This is a genomic window from Levilactobacillus mulengensis (genome assembly GCF_003946045.1).
GTDB lineage: Bacteria > Bacillota > Bacilli > Lactobacillales > Lactobacillaceae > Levilactobacillus > Levilactobacillus mulengensis.
This window is the reverse complement of the sequence record NZ_RHNW01000002.1, coordinates 207742-228171: the sequence shown is the minus strand read 5'-3', so window position 1 is coordinate 228171 and position 20430 is coordinate 207742. Positions and strand designations below refer to the sequence as shown.

The window sequence follows — 20430 nt, the reverse complement described above, 5'->3', positions numbered from 1 at the left end:
CGATTTATTTGATAATTACCTTGCCGTGGAACATGTTCATACCGCACGCGTAATCGTATTCGCCAGGCTTGCTGGTGTCGATGGGGATGACGTGCGCTTCATTTTGCGGGAGAAATTCGTTGATGCCGAAGTCGGGGAAGACGACCTGTTCCAAACAACTGGAGGGGTCCTTCCGGTTAAACGTGAGCGTGGCGGGCACGCCCTTCTTCAAGACCACGGTGCTAGGGGAGTAGCCACCGCTGACTTCAACGCCAACGTCCTGGCTGGAACCAGTCACGGCGGCGTCAACCGCGGCGGTGGTGTGCTTGCCGAAGAACCACCAAGCGATAAATCCGATGAGTAGTAAGGCAACGATAAGCACTAAAATTTTTGTCATGAGCGCGATCTCCTTTATGTTTACATCTGTAATCCTTAATTGATGAATTAAGCATACCGCCATCGTTTACATTTGTCAACGATAAAAAATCGGTATGCCAAGATTAGATATTTGGTGGGGAATATTGCGGAATAAATGAAACGAAAAAACGAGCAGATCGCCAGTCGTGCAGCGATTGCTCGTTCAGAAAAAGCCTATTCTAAGTTTTTAACGAGTTGCGGATTGTACACGAGCTTCTGCACGTGCTTGGTAATTTTAGCCATTCGGGGGAACCCGGTGAAGCCGGTCTGACCGTGGCCGTGGGTCATGATGACCAGCACGTAGCGTTGCCCGTTCGGCAGGGTGACGATGCCGGCGTCGTTGTTGGTATCGGCCAACCAACCGACTTTATCCGCCACGAGGGTGCCCTTGGTTGCAGCGGCCGCTCCGGCGGGAATCCCGTCACGGTAAACCTGTTGCTTCATTAAGGATAGCAGCCATTGACGATTATGGGCGTTATTAAATGGTGCATCTGCCCGCGCCAATTTGACCAGCATCTTCTGCAGGCTGGCGGCCGTAGTCATCGATTCCTGGTTCATGACAAAGGTGGGGGCGTAGAGGCCCTCGCTGCCGAGGTACTCGTTGATGCCAGCGAGGCCGTACGTATCGAGGATACCTTCGGGAAAGTCGTTGTCACTATTCACAATCATCCGGTGGAAGCCGTCCTGATTCGTCGGCGTCCAGGTGTAGGCCTGTTGGCTGCTCAGGTGGAAAAGGTAGGCCGCGATGTAGATCTTGTAGGTGCTGGCGGTAACCTCTGGCGTATGGGCATTGGCCGATGTGGCTAGCTTACCGGATTTGTAGAATTGATTGGCGACGGCTGACTTGGCCGACTGACTCCCCTTGTTGGCGCCCAGATTGTAGAAGGTGATGCTGGTGGTGCCATCGGCGGTGAGTTTCTTGAAATATGTATGCAGTTGTCGTTTGACGTGTCGCTGTTGCGCGCTGATCTGCCGGCTAGTGGCTGGCTTATCAGCTTGGACGTGAGGCGTGGCTTGCTTTTGGCGTGCTTGTACACTAAAGATGCCGGTAAAACCAAGGACCACAATGGCGCCCAGCATGACAACGATACGGTACTTGAATAGTAGATCTTTGATGGGGAGGCGTTTGGCGTGTTTCATGGGCATCTATCTCACTTCTCTAGGGTTTGGCTGGCTAACTAATTAATGTTTTTAATTATACGCCCAAATATCGATGGCGTACACGTGAAAATAACGGTAGGTAATTGTTTTGGTAGTGGGGGATTAAAAAAGAATGGCGGCGGCCATTCTTTTTGGGGGAGGTGTTTGGATGGGGGCTTGTTGGGTCTGAAAACAGCTTTGTGTGCGGTTAGTTTCATTGGTTAAGGTCTGGGACTTGCCGTTGACTCTTTACTTTCTTAGGTCGTTGGACTGGTTCTTCCTGGAACAATCCTGGACCTTGCGGCTTCCGAAACGTGCTCCACGAGCCAGACTCCTGCGCTTAACGTCGTTGGTTTAGGTCTGGGACTTGCCGTTGGTTTTCTATTTTCTTAGATCGTTTGACTGGTTCTTCCTGGAACAATCCCGGACCTTGCGGCTTCTGAAACGTGCTACACGAGCCAGGTCCCTGCGCTTAACCCCGACTAAGCAATGACCCAAGCCCAGGGTCATCACTTAGTCGACGTTAATGCTCAGGACCTAAGCGGCTCGTTCCGCACTCTAAACCTCCTGCACCAACCCATCAAAGAACCGCTTCAAAGACGTCTTCCCCCCAGTAGTCCGGGTGCCCTCCAGTAGGAGCATCTCACTGCGGACGTTCTTGTATTCGTAGAGGGTGTTGGCGTACTCGACCACGATTTCGTCGCCCATGCCGTCTAGGCTGATGTTGGCGAGGTTGGTCAGGCCGGTCTTGATGGCGCGGCGGATGCGCTGGAACATGATTTTCTTTTCGCGGTCGTCGATGTGGTAGGTGGCATTGAAGTCGATGTCGCGGAAGCTGATGTTTTGGTCGAGCATGACCTGAGCAATTGCTAAGATGTCTGACGAGCCGGCCTCCGAGGTGATTCCCAGGAACCGGAGAATCGAGAGAATCTTTTCCTTTTGGTGTTGATGCTGGTCGACCATGGGAGCGGCCGTGACGGCGCCGCCACCGACCAGCGATTGAATGTTGTTGAGCTTGGTGGCCATTTGGACGCTCTGGGCGACCTTCTCGACCACCGTTTTCACTTCGATCACGTTGATGGGTTTATCAATGAAAAATTCGATACCGGCCTCGTAGGCTTGGGCGCGTAAGTCGCTGTCCTTGACCTGAGAAATCATGATGGAACGCAGGTCGGGCTTCAGGTCCTTGAGCTGTTTGATCAGGTCGATACCAGAAATGCCCGGCATCAAGAGGTCCGCCAACACGATGTTGACGTCCATGATCATGATGTCTGACAGGGCCTTCTTCGCGTCGTGGGCGATGCCGACCACCGTATTGTCGGGGTTCTTTTCCAAAATTTGGCGTAAAATCATCGGAATCGAGGGGTCGTCGTCAACAATGTAGAAATTCATTAGGCTTCTTCCTCCTGCTCTAAGCGTTTCTTACTGAGGGTCACTTCAAAATTGGTGCCTTTGCCGAGTTCGGACGTGACGTTGATGTCGCCGTCAAACTGTTCCTGGGCAATGATCTTCACGTGCGACAGGCCAATTCCCCGGTAAACGTCGCCGTTCTCGTTGAACTTGGTAGTGAAGCCGGGCTGAAAGATCATCGACAGCGTTTCCTGGTCCATCCCGCTGGCGTTGTCGCTAACATTGAGGATGATGTGGTTACCGCGGTCGGTGGCACTGACGACGACGGTTCCGGAAGGCTGATTTTCCATGGCATCCACGCTGTTAAAAATCAGGTTGGACAGGATGGACACGACGTAATAGTGGTTGGGGATGACGAGATCCACGTGGTTGTGGACCTCAATGGTGACGTGTGGGAACTTGGCCTTGATGGATTCCCGGATATAAGAAGTCGTAATGGTTAGAATGTCTGACAGTTGCATGGCGGTATCTTCATCGTCATTGAAGTAATCGCCCAGCCCCCGAATCACGTTTTGGTAGTCTTTCTTAATTTCATGCACGTCCCGGGCAATCTGTAAGGCCTTATCCTGCTCGGCCTTGTCGATATCTGTGTGCTGGAGGTCCTGGTTCAAGAGGTAGGCGTTCTTCATGACGTTCTCGATTTCACTGATGTTCTTGCGCATGAAATAAACTTCGCTGTTGACAGCCGAGGCCACCCAGATGAAATGATAGTAACGCTGCTCGTGTTTTTCGTCCCGTAACATCAGTTTAAAGTAGTGGTAGAGAAAGGCCAAGAGGCAGCTGACAATGCTGCGGACCAGGGCGGCGATAAATAAAATCTGAAAAAGTCTGTATGTATAATGGGAGAAATCGGTCAGCAAACTAACTTCTAAGAGGTTGGAAAGGTAATCGCACAGCACGATGGTGAGGAAAAAGGTGGTGTTGGTCCGTTCCGTTTTGCGCCAGTACAAGAAGTAGTAGAGAATGCCGTAACACATGTAGAACGCCATGTCCGCGAGGATGTAGATGACGTTGTCGTACGGATCGACGGCGTGGCCGATGAATAACAGCAGGCCTCTGAAAATCGGTGAGGCAATCGTAACCGCCACCAGCAACTGAATGGGATTTAGGTCACTATTGAAGTACAGGATGACCGGCAAAATGAAAACGGACAGCGTAATAATGAAGCCGGGGGCGTAGGTTTGAAAATTCACCTGCGAGGCTAGGGCAATGCAAATCGCGGCCAGGATAATCCGTTGATAACGTTCCTGACGGTATAAATGGAACTGTTTCATCATATTTTGAGCTCCTTCGAAAAAAGTTTAACAAAGTTTTGAAGCATTTTGAAGTTCTATGAAACCGCTTTCTATACTAGTAACTGTAATTAACTAAAGGAGGAACACACAATGTTTAATCTTCGTAACCGTAGCTTTTTAACTTTATTGGACTACACCCCTAAGGAAATGGGCTATTTACTTCAATTAGCTGAAGACTTGAAGAAGGCCAAGTACGCTGGGACTGAACAACAAAAATTAGCTGGTAAGAACATTGCTTTAATCTTTGAAAAGAGTTCAACTCGTACCCGTTGTGCTTTTGAAGTCGGTGCCCACGACCAAGGCGCACAAGTTACATACTTAGGACCTACTGGGACCCAAATGGGTAAGAAGGAATCTGCCAAAGATACTGCCCGCGTTTTAGGTGGGATGTTCGACGGAATTGAATATCGTGGGTTCTCTCAACGGACGGTTGAAACGTTAGCCAAGTACTCAGGCGTGCCTGTTTGGAACGGGTTGACCGATGAAGATCACCCAACCCAAGTCTTAGCTGACTTCTTGACGGCTAAAGAAGTTTTGAAGAAGAACTACAGCGACATCCACTTCACTTACGTGGGTGATGGCCGGAACAACGTGGCCAACGCCTTGATGATCGGTGGCGCAATCATGGGGATGACGTTCCACTTAGTTTGCCCTAAGGAATTACGCCCAACCAAGGAACTCCGTGACAAAGTTAACGCCATCGCCGCAAAGACCGGTGCTGAAATCTTAATCACCAGCGACATCGACGAAGGGGTTAAGGATTCTGACGTCTTATACACCGACGTTTGGGTATCCATGGGTGAACCCGACTCAGTTTGGGCAGAACGGATCAAGTTACTCTCACCATACCAAATCACTAGCGAAATGATGGCCAAGACGGGCAATGCTAACGTCATCTTCGAACACTGCCTGCCTTCATTCCACAATGCTGAAACCAAGGTTGGTAAGGAAATTGCTGACAAGTTTGGCATCACTGAAATGGAAGTTACGGATGAAGTCTTCGAAAGCGATGCTTCAGTGGTCTTCCAAGAAGCTGAAAACCGGATGCACACCATCAAGGCTGTCATGGTTGCAACCTTAGGCGAATAGTGGGGGAATAACATATGGCTAAAATCGTTGTTGCTTTAGGCGGAAACGCTTTGGGTAAATCACCAGAAGAACAATTAAATTTAGTAAAGCACACCGCCAAGTCCTTGATTGGCCTGGTTGCTGCCGGTAACAAAGTGGTTATCAGCCACGGTAACGGTCCCCAAGTTGGGGCGATTAACTTAGGCATGAACTACGCCGCTGAAAATGGCCAAGGCGCGGCCTTCCCATTCCCAGAATGTGGCGCGATGAGCCAAGGTTACATTGGCTACCACTTACAACAAAGTCTGCACAACGAATTGCACCGTCAAGGCATCAAGAAGGACGTGGCTTCCGTTGTGACCCAGATTGAAGTTGACCAAAATGACGCCGCCTTTGATCACCCATCCAAGCCAGTTGGCTCTTTCTACAGTAAGGAAGACGCTGACAAGATTGCCGCTGAAAAGGGCTACACGTTTGTTGAAGATGCAGGTCGGGGCTACCGTCAAGTTGTCCCATCCCCACTTCCTAAGTCTATCATTGAAATCAAGAGTATCAATGACTTGATTGAAAATGATAACTTGGTAATCGCCGGTGGTGGTGGCGGGGTGCCCGTCATCGAAACTGACGAGGGTCTGAAGGGTGTGCCAGCCGTCATCGATAAGGACCGTTCGAGTGCCTTATTGGCTGCCAACATTTCCGCAGAACAACTGATCATCTTGACCGCCGTTGATGACGTTTACGTGAACTACGGCAAGCCAGATGAAAAGGCTTTGCGTGAATTGTCGACCAAGGACGCCCAACGTTACATTGACGAGGGTCAGTTTGCCCCAGGCAGTATGTTACCTAAGATTGAAGCTTGCTTGAGCTTCGTCGCTTCCGGTAACGGCCGCACGGCACTGATCACCTCACTGGATCACCTCGACGATGCCTTAGCTGGCAAGGTCGGGACGCTGATCAAAGCTTAATCAGTTAAATTAACGGAACGTGGTCCAATCGTACGGTGATGTTGGTGACACCCGTTCTTGGACCACGTTTTTCGTTTGGCGTTAAAAATCACTTAAGGGGTGAAATTAATGGATGCATCAGTCGCACCAAAACCGAAGAAGAAAAGATTTAAATTGAAAATGCCCGGCGCGTTCGTCATCTTATTTATTTTGACGATTGTCGCCGTGCTCGCAACCTACATGATTCCAGCCGGTTCATATTCTAAGCTATCATATAGCGGTTCCCACCTGGAGATTTCTCGTCCAGCTGGTAAGACCGTTAAAGTACCAGCGACCCAACAGGAATTAGATAAGTTGGGCGTGAAGATTAAAATCAAAGAATTTACGTCTGGCGGAATCACCCAGGCGGTCTCGATTCCCAATACCTATCACCGCTTGAAGCAACGGCCAGCCGGACTCGGCGCCATTACGACGAGTATGGTCAACGGGACGATTGAGGCCGTCGACATCATGGTCTTCATCTTCGTTCTGGGGGGCCTGATTGGGGTCGTCAAGGCCAGTGGGGCCTTTGAATCCGGCCTGATGGCGTTGACGAAGAAGACGAAAGGGCACGAGTTCTTACTGATTTTTATGGTTTCCATTCTCATGGTTCTTGGTGGGACGTTGTGTGGGATTGAAGAAGAAGCGGTGGCCTTCTACCCGATTCTGGTGCCGATCTTCATTGCGATGGGCTACGACTCCATCGTCTGTGTGGGGGCAATCTTCCTGTCGAGTTCAATTGGTACCGCTTTCTCAACGATTAACCCGTTCTCCGTCGTGATTGCGTCTAACGCTGCCGGGATTAACTTTACCGAAGGGATCACTTGGCGGATCGCTGGGTTGGTGGTGGCTGCGGCCTTCGTCGTTGCCTACCTGCACTGGTACAGCAAGAAGGTTAAGGACACGCCGTCATTCTCATACTCCTATGAGGATAAGAGTTCCTTTGATAAAATGTGGTCCGTTTCCTCTGAGCACACGGCCAACACGGCCTTCACGATGCGTAAGAAGATCATCTTGGTCTTGTTCGTGGTGACGTTCCCTATCATGGTCTGGGGTGTTATGTCCCAGGGCTGGTGGTTCCCAACCATGGCGTCTTCCTTCCTACTCTTTGCCATTATCATTATGTTTATTACCGCTACTGGTAAGTATGGTATCGGTGAAAAGGGTGTGGTTGATGCCTTCACCAATGGGGCCGCAAGTTTAGTTGGGGTGTCATTGATCATTGGGTTAGCTCGTGGGATTAACCTGGTGATGAACAACGGGATGATTTCCGATACGATTTTACAATACTCCTCGAACCTGGTTGCCCATGTCAGTGGGTCCGTCTTCATCATTGTGATGATGCTGATCTTCTTCGTTCTGGGATTCATCGTGCCATCATCTTCTGGTTTAGCTGTTTTGGCCATGCCAATCTTTGCGCCCTTAGCCGATACAGTTGATATTCCCCGGTTCGCCGTGGTTACCGCTTACCAATTCGGGCAATACGCAATGCTGTTCCTGGCCCCAACCGGTCTGGTCATGGCAACGCTGCAAATGCTGGACATGAAGTATTCGCACTGGTTCAAATTCGTTTGGCCAGTTGTTCTGTTTGTCCTGTTCTTTGGTGGCGCCATCCTCGTGATGGAAGTGCTGTTCAGCTAGAACAGTGATGTAGTTTCTGTTACCGACTGTCACAGAGCGTAAAGCAGTTAGAACCAATTAAGATTAACGCAACTGAGGATCGACTTGCGGGTCGGTCCTTTTGTGTCATCGGTAAATTGGGGTTTAATCATTTTCCGGTTAAATTGGTGGCGCTAGGAACACTATCTATCCGAAAAACAGCTGAGACCCGGCAAACGTGTGGTATACTAACGCTTCGTAGGCTTTAATTTCGAGATTTTCTAAGGGGGAACCAACTTGGCACTCACAACCGCCAAAAACTTTTTACTAGTAACCGAACATATTGGGCAAAAACCCACGTTGCGGACGCGCTTCACCACGCAGGCATACTTTGTGCTGGCGACGCTCCTCGACCTATTGGACCAAGAGATTCTCCAGGTAGAAGGTGACCGGCTGATTGTGGCTGACGAGGCCCACTTGGATCAACAGCCGGCATACCTGAATTCATTCCGGATTCGGTTGACCAGCGATATTGCCCAGGATGACCGGTTGAAAACGGTTTTGAAATTGGTGACGAGCTGGGATATCGTTAACGCCATTTACGACGGCATCGGCGCAGAAACGCTGGCGGAGCAGACCACGGAGCGGGTGCTCTTTCAAAATAATTTGAAGCCCCACGTAATCTACGAACCTACGGCGACCAGTAAACAGGCGGTTCTGACCACGCTCAAGGACCAGATTCAGGCGGGCAAGCTGACCCGGGCTGGCAGTAATCTGTTCCTGATTTTAACGCAACAGGACGCCTTGAAATGGCTGCTTGACGAGGCTGAAGTAACGGCACTGTCAGAACAGTTTGCCGCCGCCACGGCCGGGGATAGTTACGTGCAAACCGTCAAGCAAGTTACGGCGGTCGCTGCTGAAATCATCCAGATGAAGAAGTTCGAAATGGATGGTTGGCTGAGCTAAACGCTGCCGTGGCCTCCGGGCTGATGAAAACTGGCCCTGGTCGCGTCCGTTCCCGGCGGCGAGCTCAAGGTGCCCTGCTATGGGGCCGGTTCCAGCCGAAGGGCGGGCTTCCACCTCAACTTTGAGCCTGAAAAGCGGTCTCAAAGGTTGTCCCATGGGCTAGGCTGGAAAAGGACTCCAGCCAAGACCATCGACACAGCCGGGCACCTTGGCTCGCCTCTGGTCACTTCCACAACCGGTCCAGTTTTCCCAGCCCTACGCTTGGCGTGCCTTTAACTCACAACTTTGTTGGTGTTCACTGAACAAGATCAGTCTAAATCTACCAGGCTTTAGACGGTTCTGATAAATCAGAATTCACGATTATTTGCAAGTCAGGACATTCACTGAATTTATTTGCGCCGACAAAAATGGTCACTCACAATCATGCTGAGTGGCCATTTTTGTTGTCCTAGCTGGTTTTTATGGTGAATGACTAGCTGGTAAATTGCGTTGGACGTTCAACTTATTAACCGTCTCATAAAGGGGGGCAAACTTGTTTTGGCCCTCGCAGAAGCCTATGCTGAGATTGTGAAGGAATTCTCAAAAGGAGATGGGTGGCATGTCATTAACGATTGCTGCTTTACGGGAAGCGCCCGGGGAGAACCGGGTTGCCCTCTCACCAGAAGTGGTACGGAAGCTGGTCAAGAGTGAGTTTCAAGTACTGATTGAAGCGGGGGCCGGAACGCGGTCCTTCTATCCGGATGCCGTTTACGAGCAGGCCGGAGCCAAGATTGGTGAGCGAAGCGCCGTCATCAAAGGCGCCGATGTGATTGCGACCATTGGCCAGCCCGGCGCTGACGTGGTCGACCAGTTGACGGCCGGGCAAACGTTACTGGGCCTGTTACGACCGCTAACGGATTTGGACTATGTCAAAGAATTGGCGGCGAAAAAGGTCAATGCCTTAGCCTTTGAATTGTTGCCACGAACGGTTTCACGGGCTCAGACCATGGATGTCTTGAGTTCGCAGGCCAGTGTCGCGGGGTACAAGGCGGCATTGCTCGCGGCCGACCGATTCGCCCGGTATTTACCGATGATGATCACGGCTGCCGGGACGGCAAAACCCACCAAGGTGTTGGTCTTAGGGACCGGGGTTGCCGGCCTGCAGGCTATTGGGACCGCCAAACGGCTCGGCGCCATGGTATCTGGCTATGACATTCGGCCAGCCTCTCGCGGGGAAGTCGAATCACTGGGCGCCACGTTCCTCACCACGTCCGTCTCCGCTACCGGTGAGGGCGGGTATGCCCGGGCCTTGACGCCAGAAGAGACGGCGCAGCAACAGGCCGAGCTAGCGGACTTCATTGCCCAAAACGATGTCATCATCACGACGGCACAAGTGCCCGGACGCCGACCACCACTGCTGGTTACCCAGCAATCCGTGGACGCGGCCAAGGCGGGGACCCTATTTATCGACCTTGCGGCGAGTGACTTAGGTGGCAACGTTGCCGGTTCACAACCAGGCAAGACCGTGACGACGCCGCAACAGGCCCAGATTGTAGGGGCTGGCGACATGGCCAGTCAATTACCCGCTTCGGCCTCCGATATGTTTGCCAAGAACGTGCAGGCCGTACTGAACGCCATCGTCCAGGATGGCCAATTGGCGCTGGACGTGGACGACGAAGTGGTTGGCGAACTACTGGCCACCTATCAGGGTGACATCATCAGTAGTCGGGTGCGTGAAGCGATGAAGTTACCCCCACGTGAGCCCGCCCAGCCAGCGGAATCACCCGCAGAATCAACTGAATCCAAAGGAGTTGATTAGGCATGAGTCAGGAATTATTTACAAATTTAGCAATTTTTGTCTTGAGTCTGTTAGTGGGATTTGAAGTCATGAGTAAAATTCCCGCGACCCTTCAAACGCCCATGATGTCCGGGGCTAACGCCATTCACGGCGTCGTTGTCGTGGGGGCTTTCGTGATTGCGGCGGAGGCCAACAGCGCGTTATTTTATGTTCTTGCTTTTCTGGGTGCCTTCTTTGCGGCCGTCAACGTGGCTGGTGGGTACACCGTGACTGACCGGATGTTGGGCATGTTTGACCGGAAGCCAGCTGCTAAGAAGGGGGAGGCTGAGCAGAAATGAGTGCGCTACAAACAATTTCGTCTTTAATCTATCTGGTCTCCGCCGTTTGTTACGTCTTGGGGGTCCACCTGATGCGCTCGCCAAAGACGGCGCGGAAGGGGAACGGCCTCTCCGCCGTGGGGATGTTTCTCGCGGTCATCACGATTATTGTGACGATTATTATTGAAGGTAAAATTGATGCAATTGGCTGGGTCGTCTTACTAGTCGGCCTGGCGCTGGGGATTCTTTACGGGATCGTCAAGGCACGCAAGGTACCGATGACCGACGTGCCACAGCTGGTCAGCCTGTTCAACGCCGTGGGTGGCGGGGCTGCCGCCACGATTGGGATCTTCGATTACCTGTTAAAGGGCGACGGTGCCAGTCTGAGCGTGGCCTTCTCCCTGCCCGTCTTTCTGGACGTGGTCATCGGGGGCATCACCTTTTCCGGCTCACTGATTGCGACCGGGAAGCTCTCCGGCCACGTTTCCGGGAAGCCGATTAGTTTTCCGGGGTCGCGATTATTAAATATCGTTGTGGTCATCGCGATTCTGGCTTCCGCCTACCTGATGATGGGGCTGACGACCAACGTCTGGTACGTCACCTTGGCATTGGCGATGAGTTTAATCTTTGGCCTACTGATGACCTTGCCAATTGGTGGGGCCGACATGCCGGTTGTCGTTTCGCTGTTAAATGCCTTCACGGGTTTAGCTGTGGCCTTTGCCGGCTTCGTCATCAACAACCAAGTCCTGATTATTGCCGGGGCCTTGGTGGGGGCGGCCGGAACCATTTTGACCTTACAAATGGCCGATGCCATGAACCGCTCCGTGGCCAATATCTTGGCTGGGGGCTTTGGGACTGGTGATAGCGACAGTGGTGCGGCCGCAGCGGACGTGCCCGTCGACGTGAAGGAAACCTCTGCCGACGACATTGGCCTGCAGCTGGCCTACGCCCACAGCGTCATGATTGTGCCTGGCTATGGTCTAGCCGCCGCACAGGCCCAACATGAAGTGGCCGAGTTGGCCAAGGTTTTGACCGACCAAGGCATCAGCGTGAACTACGCGATTCACCCAGTTGCTGGGCGGATGCCGGGGCACATGAACGTCTTGTTGGCCGACGTCAACGTGCCTTATGAGCAAATGAAGCAGTTGGATGACGCCAACCCGATGTTTGAAAGCACCGATGTGTCCTTGGTCATTGGGGCCAACGACGTCACGAACCCACTGGCCAGAGAAAGCGGCAACGCCATTTCGGGGATGCCAATTCTGGACGTGGACAAGTCCAAGTCCGTAGTCGTCATCAAGCGTTCCATGAGTACCGGGTACGCTGGGGTGCAGAACCCGCTGTTTGCGATGGACAACACGCAAATGTTCTTCTCCGACGCCAAGAAGGGTCTCCAGGAGATTGTGGCGGCTACTAAACAGTATTTGGAATAAGTAGTTGCTGACGAGATTGCGGTATGCTGGCCGCCTGCGGCTTCCAGGACTACGCCTGCTGTGGGGAACGGTTCCGGCCTGAGGAGCGGTCCTCCACCTCGCTTTGAAACCTCGCTGAAGTTCGCGAGTTTCCAAAGTCGTCCCGTGATGTAAGGCCGAGAAAAACCGCTTGGTCTAACATCACCGACACAGCTGGCTCCGTCCTGGCTTCCTCCGGCTCCTGGTCGTGGCTTCACTATTCCATTGTGGTGGCCGCAATCTACTGGTGATCCTGCTGATTCCGGTTGGTTTGGTGATGAGGTTGTGGATGTTGTCGCCTGCGGCTTCCAGGACTACGCCTGCTGTGGGGCCGGTTTCCGCCTGAGGGGCGGGCTCCCACCTCGATTTGAAACCTCGCTGAGAATCGCGAGTTTCCAAAGTCGTCCCGTGATGTAAGGCCGAGAAAAACCGCTTGGTCTAACATCACCGACACAGCTGGCTCCGTCCTGGCTTCCTCCGGCTCCTGATTGTAGTCTCACTATTCCATTGTGGTGGCCGCAATCTACTGGTGATCCTGCTGGTCCGGATGGGTTGGCTGTTAGCGGACAGTTTACTTTGACTGGTATGTTCAGTGTTTGCTGAAGGCAGTTATGCTGGCTTGATTCGCTAAAAATAATCACCCGAATTTGGTGAAAGAGCACGTCTCAACAAAATTCGTTGTTAACGACGAAGGCTGTTGGGACGCGCTTTTTACTGTGTCCGCAGAATTATTTTGGCGTCAGAGACTTGCTAACGAGTGACCTATATGTTATAGTGTAATAGTTAAATAGAACACTAGGGAGGCAGGACAAATGAAGTTTGATGATAAGGTCCCGATTTACTATCAAATTAAAAATTATCTTTATCATGAAATGATGACCGGCGCTTTGAAGCCAGGGGACAAGCTGCCGGCCGTTCGTCAGTTGGCGGTGGATTTGACGGTTAACGTCAACACCGTGCAGCGGGCACTCGGGGAAATGATCACGGAGGGGATTCTCGAATCCCAACGGGGAAAGGGGAATTTCGTCACCATGGATGAACAACGAATTACCCAGTTAAAGGAGCAGTTAGTCATGGAACAGTTGGAGCGGGTCTACGAACAATTACACGCACTGAACTTAACCGATGAACAAATCATTGCGAGCTTGAAACAATATATTGCACAAAGGGGGCAGCGAGATGACCAACGTGTTAGCGATTAATCAATTAACTTATAAGCACAACTTGAAAACGATTTTGAAGGATGTTGACCTGACCCTGGAGACGGGGAAAATTGTCGGCCTGTTAGGGGAAAACGGTGCCGGGAAGACGACCTTGATGCGGTTGATCACGGGGAGCGCCAAGGGGGCTGGCACGATTGCCGTGTGCGGTGACAGCGTGGTGGCGCACCATAAGAGCCACGTCAGTTTCACGGAACAGCTCCGGGGATTCAAGTCCAACACACGAATCGACCGGGTGGCGAATTTTTACCGGACGGTCTACCCAGACTTTGATGGGCAGCGGTTTGAAGAACTGATCACGTTCTTACAGATTGATACCAGCCTGAAGCTGGGGGCGTTGTCCAAGGGGATGAAGGAAAAGGTGGTCATCGCCTTGACCTTGGCGCGCCAAGCCCAGTTGTACCTGCTGGACGAACCGTTTAGCGGGATTGATTCCATGAGCCGGAAGCGGATTATCAGTAGCATTATCAAATGGAAGCCAGAGGACGCCACCATGGTCATCTCGGACCATTACGTGTCAGAAATTGCGCCAATCTTGGATGAAGTGGTCATCGTTAAGGACCAGGGAATTTATGCCCACAAGCCAAGCGACGCCATCCGTGAGGAGTTTGGCATTGGTATCGAAGCTTACTACGAAAGTTTATACGAGGGGGGCGTCAAGCATGACTAGTTTTGGGTCAGTTTTTAAAGTGATGAGTAAGGACCGGTTCCGGACCACCAGCAAGGTGATTCTGGCGGAACTGGCTGTGATTGCGGTCACCCTCTTGTGGAGCGTGGCGACACGGGGAGTTTCTTCCGGGGAATTCTTTGGCGTCACGGCGTCCTGGTCGGGGCCAGCCTTTCTTGCCGTGTTCATCTTGATGTCAGTCGCTAACGAACACGTTTATACGCGCGACACTTACCGACTGATTCCGGTTGGCGAGACAAAATTATATACCACGAATCTGCTATCTTCCTTCGTCATGTACCTCTACTTCGGAATTGTTCAGGTGGTGCTCTACACCATCACCGCATCGATTGATGCCGATTTTATTAAGGGCATCTTGGATGGCATCACCGGGCCAGAGTACACGAACCTGGAAGCCGGCAAGATTGTCATTGGCTTGCTGTTGATGGGACTAGCGATGGTGATTCTCGGCTGGACCACGATTTCACTGGTGCACTTAGTGGTTAGCGCAACGAACAATTTCTTACCAAATGTGAGCCGCCGGGCCATCAACGTGGTGCTCTACGTGGTCGTCATTTACCTGGTTGTGCGGGTCGCTGGTTTCATGCTGCATGAGGTCAATAACCTCGGTGGCATCATGAGTACGGGCGGGCAAGGACAATTTATCCTTAACATCGTTGGTATCCTGGTCATCGCCGTGATTGAGGCCGTGATCAACATCTTCCTGCTGAAGAAGTGGGTCGAAACGATTCCAAATTAATCTGTCAATTTAAATAAATAGTGTCCTAATCAGTTAATTCCGATTAGGACACTATTTTTGGTTAGATAGATATGGGCGATTGATTAATGCATGGCTTGAACAAACTTAGGGTTAGCAGTGATGTACCCATTAGCCACGCGATAACGCTTGGTGCCGGTTAAGCTATAGTTCGTCCCATGAGAGTAGTCCCAGCCTTTAATTGTAATAAGGGTTCCCTTTTTGTAGGTCTTGCGAACCTGTTTAAGGCCAACAGTTTGGTAGAGCCGGACCTTAGTTTTGGTCTTGACGCGGGTTGGTGTAGTGGGCTTCGTTGGGCTGACAAATTGCTTATTACCAGTAATGTAGGTTCCGTCCGTCAGTTCGTAGCGGGTCATAGTGCCCTTCTTTACAACTTGTGTGACAGTGACTGCCTGATTTTGCTTTAGGTGGCTCAGTGGGTTCTTGAAGGTAGTGGTGCCATAGGTGTTAATGCCCTTGGGATTTGTCACGTAGAGCTTGGTATAGTGCTTACCTTGCCAATAATCGTTGGCCACATAGCTGGGCTGTGCGGTAATGTAAGTGCCATCAGATAACTGGTAGCGCAGGTTGCCGGCGTCTGATTTTAGCGTATCTACAACAGTAAAGGTTGGTGCGTAAATTTTTGCTTTTTTAGCATAGTTCTGTACGCGTTCAGACTTTTTAAAGTTACGATTGGTATAACGATAGAGCGCACGTTTTCCATAGACTTTGAACGTGGGAGCGGTCGTCTGCTTCGGCGTAGGATCAGTTGTCGTTGCTGTAGAGGTGTTTCCTGATGACGATGATGTTTTGGCGTAGGTGACGGTAACATCCTGGTTACCATCAGCGTCTAGCTTACTATTGTCAAAAGTGACCTGGTCTTTGTCAGCAACGTAGCCAGGGACTTCTGGAATCAGGTAGTGGTATTTTGCATCTGAGTACGTTTCAGCGTCGGGGTCGGTTCCTTTGCTGTAGCCAGAAATAATCTTTGTTACTGCTTTGCCATCGGCACTGGTGTTGCTGTCGGCAAGGCTGGTGACCTCAGTTGGTAGCTTGGTACCGTCGGCCATTTTATAAGTGATTTTCATTGTGGTGTCAATTGGTTCTACCGGTAAAGTGTAGTTGACGACTACTGAGTCAGCGGCGGTTCCAGCGAACTCAGCAGTTTCTTCTCCAGAAGCTTTAAATGTCTCTTTGTTAAACAGACGTTTTGTATGTGTACTTGAGTCTACCATCCATGGCATAAAACTATTTAGTATTCTAGCTTCGGTTGTAATACCATCTTCTATTTGTGCTTCCGTAAGTTTTGCAATAGTCAGTGTCGGTGTCTGAGCGAAAATCACAACCTTGCCTGCCTGTTCTGGTGTCCAAATTTGAGATTCGATATTACTGATGGCTTGGAGTTCTGCAGTTATGCCCCCAGGTAACGTTTGATTGTGACTTTCATAGCTAGCTAGGAGTTCGCCATAGGTTATCTTTCCTCGATCGGCCTCAGTCATATAGGCACCGGGATTCATGGAATCGCCACTTGGAAAAACAAGAGATAAGGTAATAGCCTCTTGTTTTTCAGTGCTGTCATCAGCATGGGCGGTAATTTGGGTTCTTGGTGACATGTTTCCTGGGATGCTGGCACCCACTAGCCCCAGTCCCAATGTAGCAACGCCAATAAATAATCCCCTTTTTAAATACATCGACTCACTCCCTTGAATGCTTAAATGATTTATACATTCATTTAGTATAGTCGTGTTTTGTCGAATTGCACGCTGTTTTCGGGAATATCCTGATTAAAAGCCCCTGAACGACCGAGTGATCGGCAACGTTCAGGGGCTTTTACTAGTCTTGGGGTAAGTGGACGTGGTCTTCCACGTATTGCATGGCGGCCAGCAGCTGCTGGGTTTCCACCGCGGATAGGCCAGCGAAGAGGGTGGCGACCTGGTCGTCGGCTCGCTGATTCAACAGAGCCAATTGTTCCTGGCCGGTGGGGGTCAGCGACAGGCGCTTGGCCCGTTTGTCGGTTTCGTCCGGGGTTTGGCGGAGTAAGTCCTGCTCGACCAACCGCTTGAGGACCCGGCTGAGATAGCCCTTGTCCACGGTCAGTTCCTGGATCAGGAGGCTGGCGGTGTCGCGGTGGTGTTCCCCGATTTCTAAGAGGATGCGGGCTTCAAGCAGGGTTAAATTTGTTTTGAGGTGGTACTTATCGGCGAGGTGAAAGATTCGGGTATAGAAACGGTCGAATGCCCGAATTTGGGTAATGGCTTCATTATTCATGGCAAGGCTCCTTCTGTAGTTGACAAAGGCAACTATCGCCATTATGATTAGATAAGTTGCTTTTGTCAACTAAATTCTCCGGAAGGTCGTTTGACTTACATATGCATAAGAACCGCTTCTCCTTTAGCCTCATCATGGTGGGGGCGTTACTCAGCGTGCTGAACCAGACGCTGATGTCCACCGCCTTACCCGCTATCATGCGGGCGTTTCACATTACGACCGCCCAGGGACAATGGCTCAACAACGGGTATTTACTGATTAATGCCCTAATGATTCCGACCACGGCGTACCTGATCAAACGCTACACCACGCGGCAACTGTACTTAACGGCGTCGCTGATCTTCATCATCGGCTCCCTGATTGGGGCCACAGCACCAATCTATCCCATCCTGATCATTGGCCGGATGATTCAAGCGTTGGGGGCCGGCATCATCATTCCGCTGGTCAACGTGGTCGTCATGACCTCGACCAAGCCCAGTGAACGGGGCGCGGCGATGGGCATCGTCGGGCTGGCGCTGAACCTAGCACCGGTCCTCGGGCCCACCGTGGCGGGGGTCATCCTGACGCACCTGAGCTGGCAATACTTATTTGGTCTGACGCTGCCATTAATGTTGGTCGACGTTATTTTGGCGCCTAAATTCTTGCGCAACGTGGGGGAGCTCCACAAGCAACGGCTCGACCGAACGGGCCTGTTGTTGTCTGGGTTCGGCTTGACGTTAGCCCTCTATAGCTTCTCCAACGTTGGCGAGACGGCATTCTGGTCGCTGAAGGGCGTCGTGCCCCTGGTGGCCGGCGTGATCCTGCTGGGCCTGTTCGTCAAGTGCCAGTGGACCAAGCGCTACCCGTTATTAAATTTACACGTGTTCCGTTATCGCCAATTTAATTTACCACTGATCATCAACATGTTACTGATGGTCACGATGTACGGCAATGCCATCATCATTCCGGTGCTGGTCCAAAATGTGTTCCACCAAAGCGCCTTCGTCTCGGGGCTGACACTCCTACCCGGGTCGGTCTGCACGGCCATCATTTCCCCACTGAGTGGACGATTCTATGATAAGTATAACTTCCGGCGGATGGTCATGATTGGCCTGACCATCGACATGAGTGGCTCACTGATGTTGAGCGCCACGGGGAGTCACGCCTCGATGGCCTACGTGGTCGCGGGGCAAACAATTCGGCAATTAGGCCTGGTCTTAGTCCTGATTCCGATTCAGACGCACGCCTGGTCGATGTTGCCGTTGCAGATGATTCCTGATGGCGTCGCGGTCTATAACACGTTGCGGCAGGTGGCGGCCTCGTTTGGAACGGCGCTCCTGGTGGCCATCATCAGTCTGACCAGCACCAGCCACATTCACTGGTCGATGAACAGCCAGCTGGTCGGCATCAAGTTCAGTTACCTGCTGTCGACGGGGATGGTCTTCGTTTGCTGGTTGCTGGCCCGTCAATTGAAAAAGTCTACGAAGCTTGATCCGGTCGAATCCGACTAGGTCGGGCTTTTTCGTTTGAAAAAAGGAAGCAACCGCGCTGGCTGCTTCCTTTTAGTTTAAATGAATAAGTAATATAACCCACTGAGACCAATAAACACGTAAATCAAGCGTTTCATGGTCACCACGTTCAGGCGGTTCAGCAGGTGAGCGGCAATCATGGTCCCGGTGATGGCGCCGACCATGCCAATCAGAATCAGGGGCACCAGGTGGAGGGTCACGATGCCACTGGCCACCCGCAGACTGGTGATGTAGAAGGTGTCAATCAGGAAAAAGGTCTGGAGGTCCGCCAGGTACTGGGACATCGAATGGGCCTTGGAGAGAAAATAGAGGGCCATCAGCGGGCCGCCAATCCCAAACAGGCCGTTGAAAAAACCCGAGATGATCATGAACATGCCGGCGATGAACCAGGGATACTGGCTGTCACTCTGCCGCTTGCTGAAGGTAAAGTAGATGGAAAGGGCGACTAACAGGCCACCCAGCAATATCCGCAAGAGGTGGACGTCGAGGACGTGGCCGAGATGTACCGACCAGGTCGCCACGCTGGCGTAAACCAGGAAGGGGATAATGATGCGGGGTAGTCGAATCTCATGGCGGTTGCGATAGACCAGGGTGATGACGCTGCCGAGCATCATTAGGCCGGCCACCCCGGCACTTTGGTCGATGGGCAGAATATTTGGTAGAAAAATCATCATGATGATGACGGCGCCAAAGCCAGTCAGGCCTTGGACCAAGCCACCACAAAAGCCCGCGAATAAAACGATGAGCCAAGCCAACGGGAGTGCCTCCTTTGTTAAGTCACTGTTTAGTTTGGCCGAAATGGGGTTAGCTGTCAATACTTAATGTTGCTTGACAGTTTGGCGGGCAACTCGTTTAATGAAGTTAAGACGATTAAGGAGATGTTCACGATGGATGCCAGAACCACACCATATTTTTCCTTTGCCAACGCGAAAGAGGCCGTTGCCTACTACCAAGATGTTTTTGGGGGCGACCGAGGTTTACCGGCTGAGTCCGGATCAACAACAGGCCCAGGCGTTGAACCTCCCGCCGGACACGAACTTGGCCGACATCACGATTTACGGCGGGTTCAAGATCATGGACCTGAATTTCTGCTTCTCGGATGCTTCGGGCGACCAGCCACAGGCCTCCAATCAGGTGTCGGTCATGCTGGATATCAATAGTCAGGACCCGACAGCCGAAGCGGCCTTGCTCAAGCTGTATCAACGGGTCGTGGCCTCGCGGCAAGTGACCGTGAAGGTGCCGTACAAGACGCAGTTCTGGGGCAATAAGATGGGCACCGTGATTGATCGGTATGGCGTGTTCTGGATTTTTAACAGTGCACCGTGGAATCGCTAAGCTTAACGACTAAATGACGCCAGTGAGGGATGACCTCGCTGGCGTTTTTAAATGAGCGTACAAAAAAGCCCTCATCAATCCGAGATGAGGGCAACTAGTTGATCCATAGGTTACATCTGGAATGTACAGAGCAACTAGGCAGGCGCAAACCTGCATAACCCATCATAACTGTTTTGTGGTGGAATAGCTAGGGTTATTTGGCAAGTTGTCTAAATTGTTTTTGATTCGGCGCTAGGGTAGACTGAGAATAATCAAAAATGAAGGACGTGGGCT

General features: G+C 51.6%; 19 protein-coding genes. 12 read left to right on the top strand and 7 right to left on the bottom strand.

Translation table 11 applies throughout. From position 1 onward, the window contains the following. Nucleotides 1-4: 4 nt before the first annotated feature. The 4 genes from EKM84_RS03325 to EKM84_RS03310 all read right to left on the bottom strand — a co-directional run bounded on the left by EKM84_RS03325 (nt 5) and on the right by EKM84_RS03310 (nt 4223). Nucleotides 5-376, bottom strand: coding sequence for a cupredoxin domain-containing protein (locus tag EKM84_RS03325; protein ID WP_125763640.1), 372 nt, complete (start codon nt 374-376; stop codon nt 5-7). A gap of 194 nt (nt 377-570) precedes the next feature. Further along, on the bottom strand, nt 571-1542 hold the full coding sequence (locus EKM84_RS03320; RefSeq protein ID WP_225418123.1) for a serine hydrolase: 972 nt from the start codon (nt 1540-1542) through the stop codon (nt 571-573). 552 nt (nt 1543-2094) lie between these two features. Beyond that, a complete protein-coding gene (locus tag EKM84_RS03315) occupies nt 2095-2928 on the bottom strand; it encodes a DNA-binding domain-containing protein (RefSeq protein WP_125763637.1) in 834 nt (277 codons plus the stop codon). Next, nucleotides 2928-4223, bottom strand: a complete 1296-nt coding sequence (locus EKM84_RS03310) for a sensor histidine kinase (protein WP_125763634.1) — start codon at nt 4221-4223, stop codon at nt 2928-2930. The genes EKM84_RS03315 and EKM84_RS03310 overlap by 1 nt, the downstream gene beginning before the upstream one ends. Nucleotides 4224-4331: 108 nt before the next feature. Between EKM84_RS03310 and argF the strand changes: the two genes are divergently transcribed. The 10 genes from argF to EKM84_RS03260 all read left to right on the top strand — a co-directional run bounded on the left by argF (nt 4332) and on the right by EKM84_RS03260 (nt 15049). Next, complete coding sequence (gene argF, locus EKM84_RS03305) at nt 4332-5330, top strand: ornithine carbamoyltransferase (RefSeq protein ID WP_125763632.1); 999 nt, start codon at nt 4332-4334, stop codon at nt 5328-5330. Between the two features lie 14 nt (nt 5331-5344). Next, nucleotides 5345-6274 carry a carbamate kinase gene (arcC, locus tag EKM84_RS03300; RefSeq protein ID WP_125763630.1) on the top strand — a complete coding sequence of 310 codons (930 nt, stop codon included), beginning with the start codon at nt 5345-5347 and terminating at the stop codon, nt 6272-6274. A 108-nt stretch (nt 6275-6382) separates the two neighbouring features. Beyond that, nucleotides 6383-7933, top strand: coding sequence for a YfcC family protein (locus EKM84_RS03295; RefSeq protein WP_125763628.1), 1551 nt, complete (start codon nt 6383-6385; stop codon nt 7931-7933). A gap of 255 nt (nt 7934-8188) precedes the next feature. Then, nucleotides 8189-8857: a hypothetical protein gene (locus EKM84_RS03290; protein ID WP_125763626.1), complete on the top strand. Its 669-nt coding sequence runs from the start codon at nt 8189-8191 to the stop codon at nt 8855-8857. Between the two features lie 598 nt (nt 8858-9455). Next, entirely contained in the window at nt 9456-10655 is a 1200-nt protein-coding gene (locus EKM84_RS03285) for an NAD(P) transhydrogenase subunit alpha (RefSeq protein WP_125763624.1), read from the top strand. A 2-nt stretch (nt 10656-10657) separates the two neighbouring features. Next, nucleotides 10658-10972, top strand: a complete 315-nt coding sequence (locus EKM84_RS03280) for an NAD(P) transhydrogenase subunit alpha (protein ID WP_125575806.1) — start codon at nt 10658-10660, stop codon at nt 10970-10972. Further along, nucleotides 10969-12384 (top strand): NAD(P)(+) transhydrogenase (Re/Si-specific) subunit beta, encoded by a 1416-nt coding sequence (locus EKM84_RS03275; RefSeq protein ID WP_125763622.1) that lies wholly within the window; start codon nt 10969-10971, stop codon nt 12382-12384. The genes EKM84_RS03280 and EKM84_RS03275 overlap by 4 nt, the downstream gene beginning before the upstream one ends. Before the next feature lie 830 nt (nt 12385-13214). Then, nucleotides 13215-13604 carry a GntR family transcriptional regulator gene (locus EKM84_RS03270; protein ID WP_125763620.1) on the top strand — a complete coding sequence of 130 codons (390 nt, stop codon included), beginning with the start codon at nt 13215-13217 and terminating at the stop codon, nt 13602-13604. After that, the gene (locus EKM84_RS03265; protein ID WP_125763618.1) at nt 13582-14292 is read left to right on the top strand and encodes an ATP-binding cassette domain-containing protein; all 711 of its coding nucleotides are present in this window, start codon (nt 13582-13584) and stop codon (nt 14290-14292) included. The genes EKM84_RS03270 and EKM84_RS03265 overlap by 23 nt, the downstream gene beginning before the upstream one ends. Beyond that, the gene (locus tag EKM84_RS03260; protein ID WP_125763616.1) at nt 14285-15049 is read left to right on the top strand and encodes an ABC transporter permease; all 765 of its coding nucleotides are present in this window, start codon (nt 14285-14287) and stop codon (nt 15047-15049) included. The genes EKM84_RS03265 and EKM84_RS03260 overlap by 8 nt, the downstream gene beginning before the upstream one ends. A gap of 83 nt (nt 15050-15132) precedes the next feature. On the opposite strand, the gene EKM84_RS03255 is transcribed toward EKM84_RS03260, so the two are convergent. Then, a complete protein-coding gene (locus tag EKM84_RS03255; RefSeq protein WP_125763614.1) occupies nt 15133-16737 on the bottom strand; it encodes a DUF5776 domain-containing protein in 1605 nt (534 codons plus the stop codon). 142 nt (nt 16738-16879) lie between these two features. Further along, nucleotides 16880-17314 carry a MarR family winged helix-turn-helix transcriptional regulator gene (locus tag EKM84_RS03250; protein ID WP_164511286.1) on the bottom strand — a complete coding sequence of 145 codons (435 nt, stop codon included), beginning with the start codon at nt 17312-17314 and terminating at the stop codon, nt 16880-16882. A gap of 101 nt (nt 17315-17415) precedes the next feature. On the opposite strand from EKM84_RS03250, the gene EKM84_RS03245 reads away from it, so the two are divergent. Further along, nucleotides 17416-18804: an MDR family MFS transporter gene (locus tag EKM84_RS03245; protein ID WP_125763610.1), complete on the top strand. Its 1389-nt coding sequence runs from the start codon at nt 17416-17418 to the stop codon at nt 18802-18804. A 56-nt stretch (nt 18805-18860) separates the two neighbouring features. Here EKM84_RS03245 and EKM84_RS03240 read toward each other — a convergent pair whose 3' ends face one another. Next, nucleotides 18861-19577, bottom strand: a complete 717-nt coding sequence (locus tag EKM84_RS03240; protein WP_125763608.1) for a sulfite exporter TauE/SafE family protein — start codon at nt 19575-19577, stop codon at nt 18861-18863. Nucleotides 19578-19713: 136 nt separating this feature from the next. On the opposite strand from EKM84_RS03240, the gene EKM84_RS03235 reads away from it, so the two are divergent. Further along, nucleotides 19714-20157, top strand: a complete 444-nt coding sequence (locus tag EKM84_RS03235; protein WP_125763606.1) for a VOC family protein — start codon at nt 19714-19716, stop codon at nt 20155-20157. Nucleotides 20158-20430: the final 273 nt, after the last annotated feature.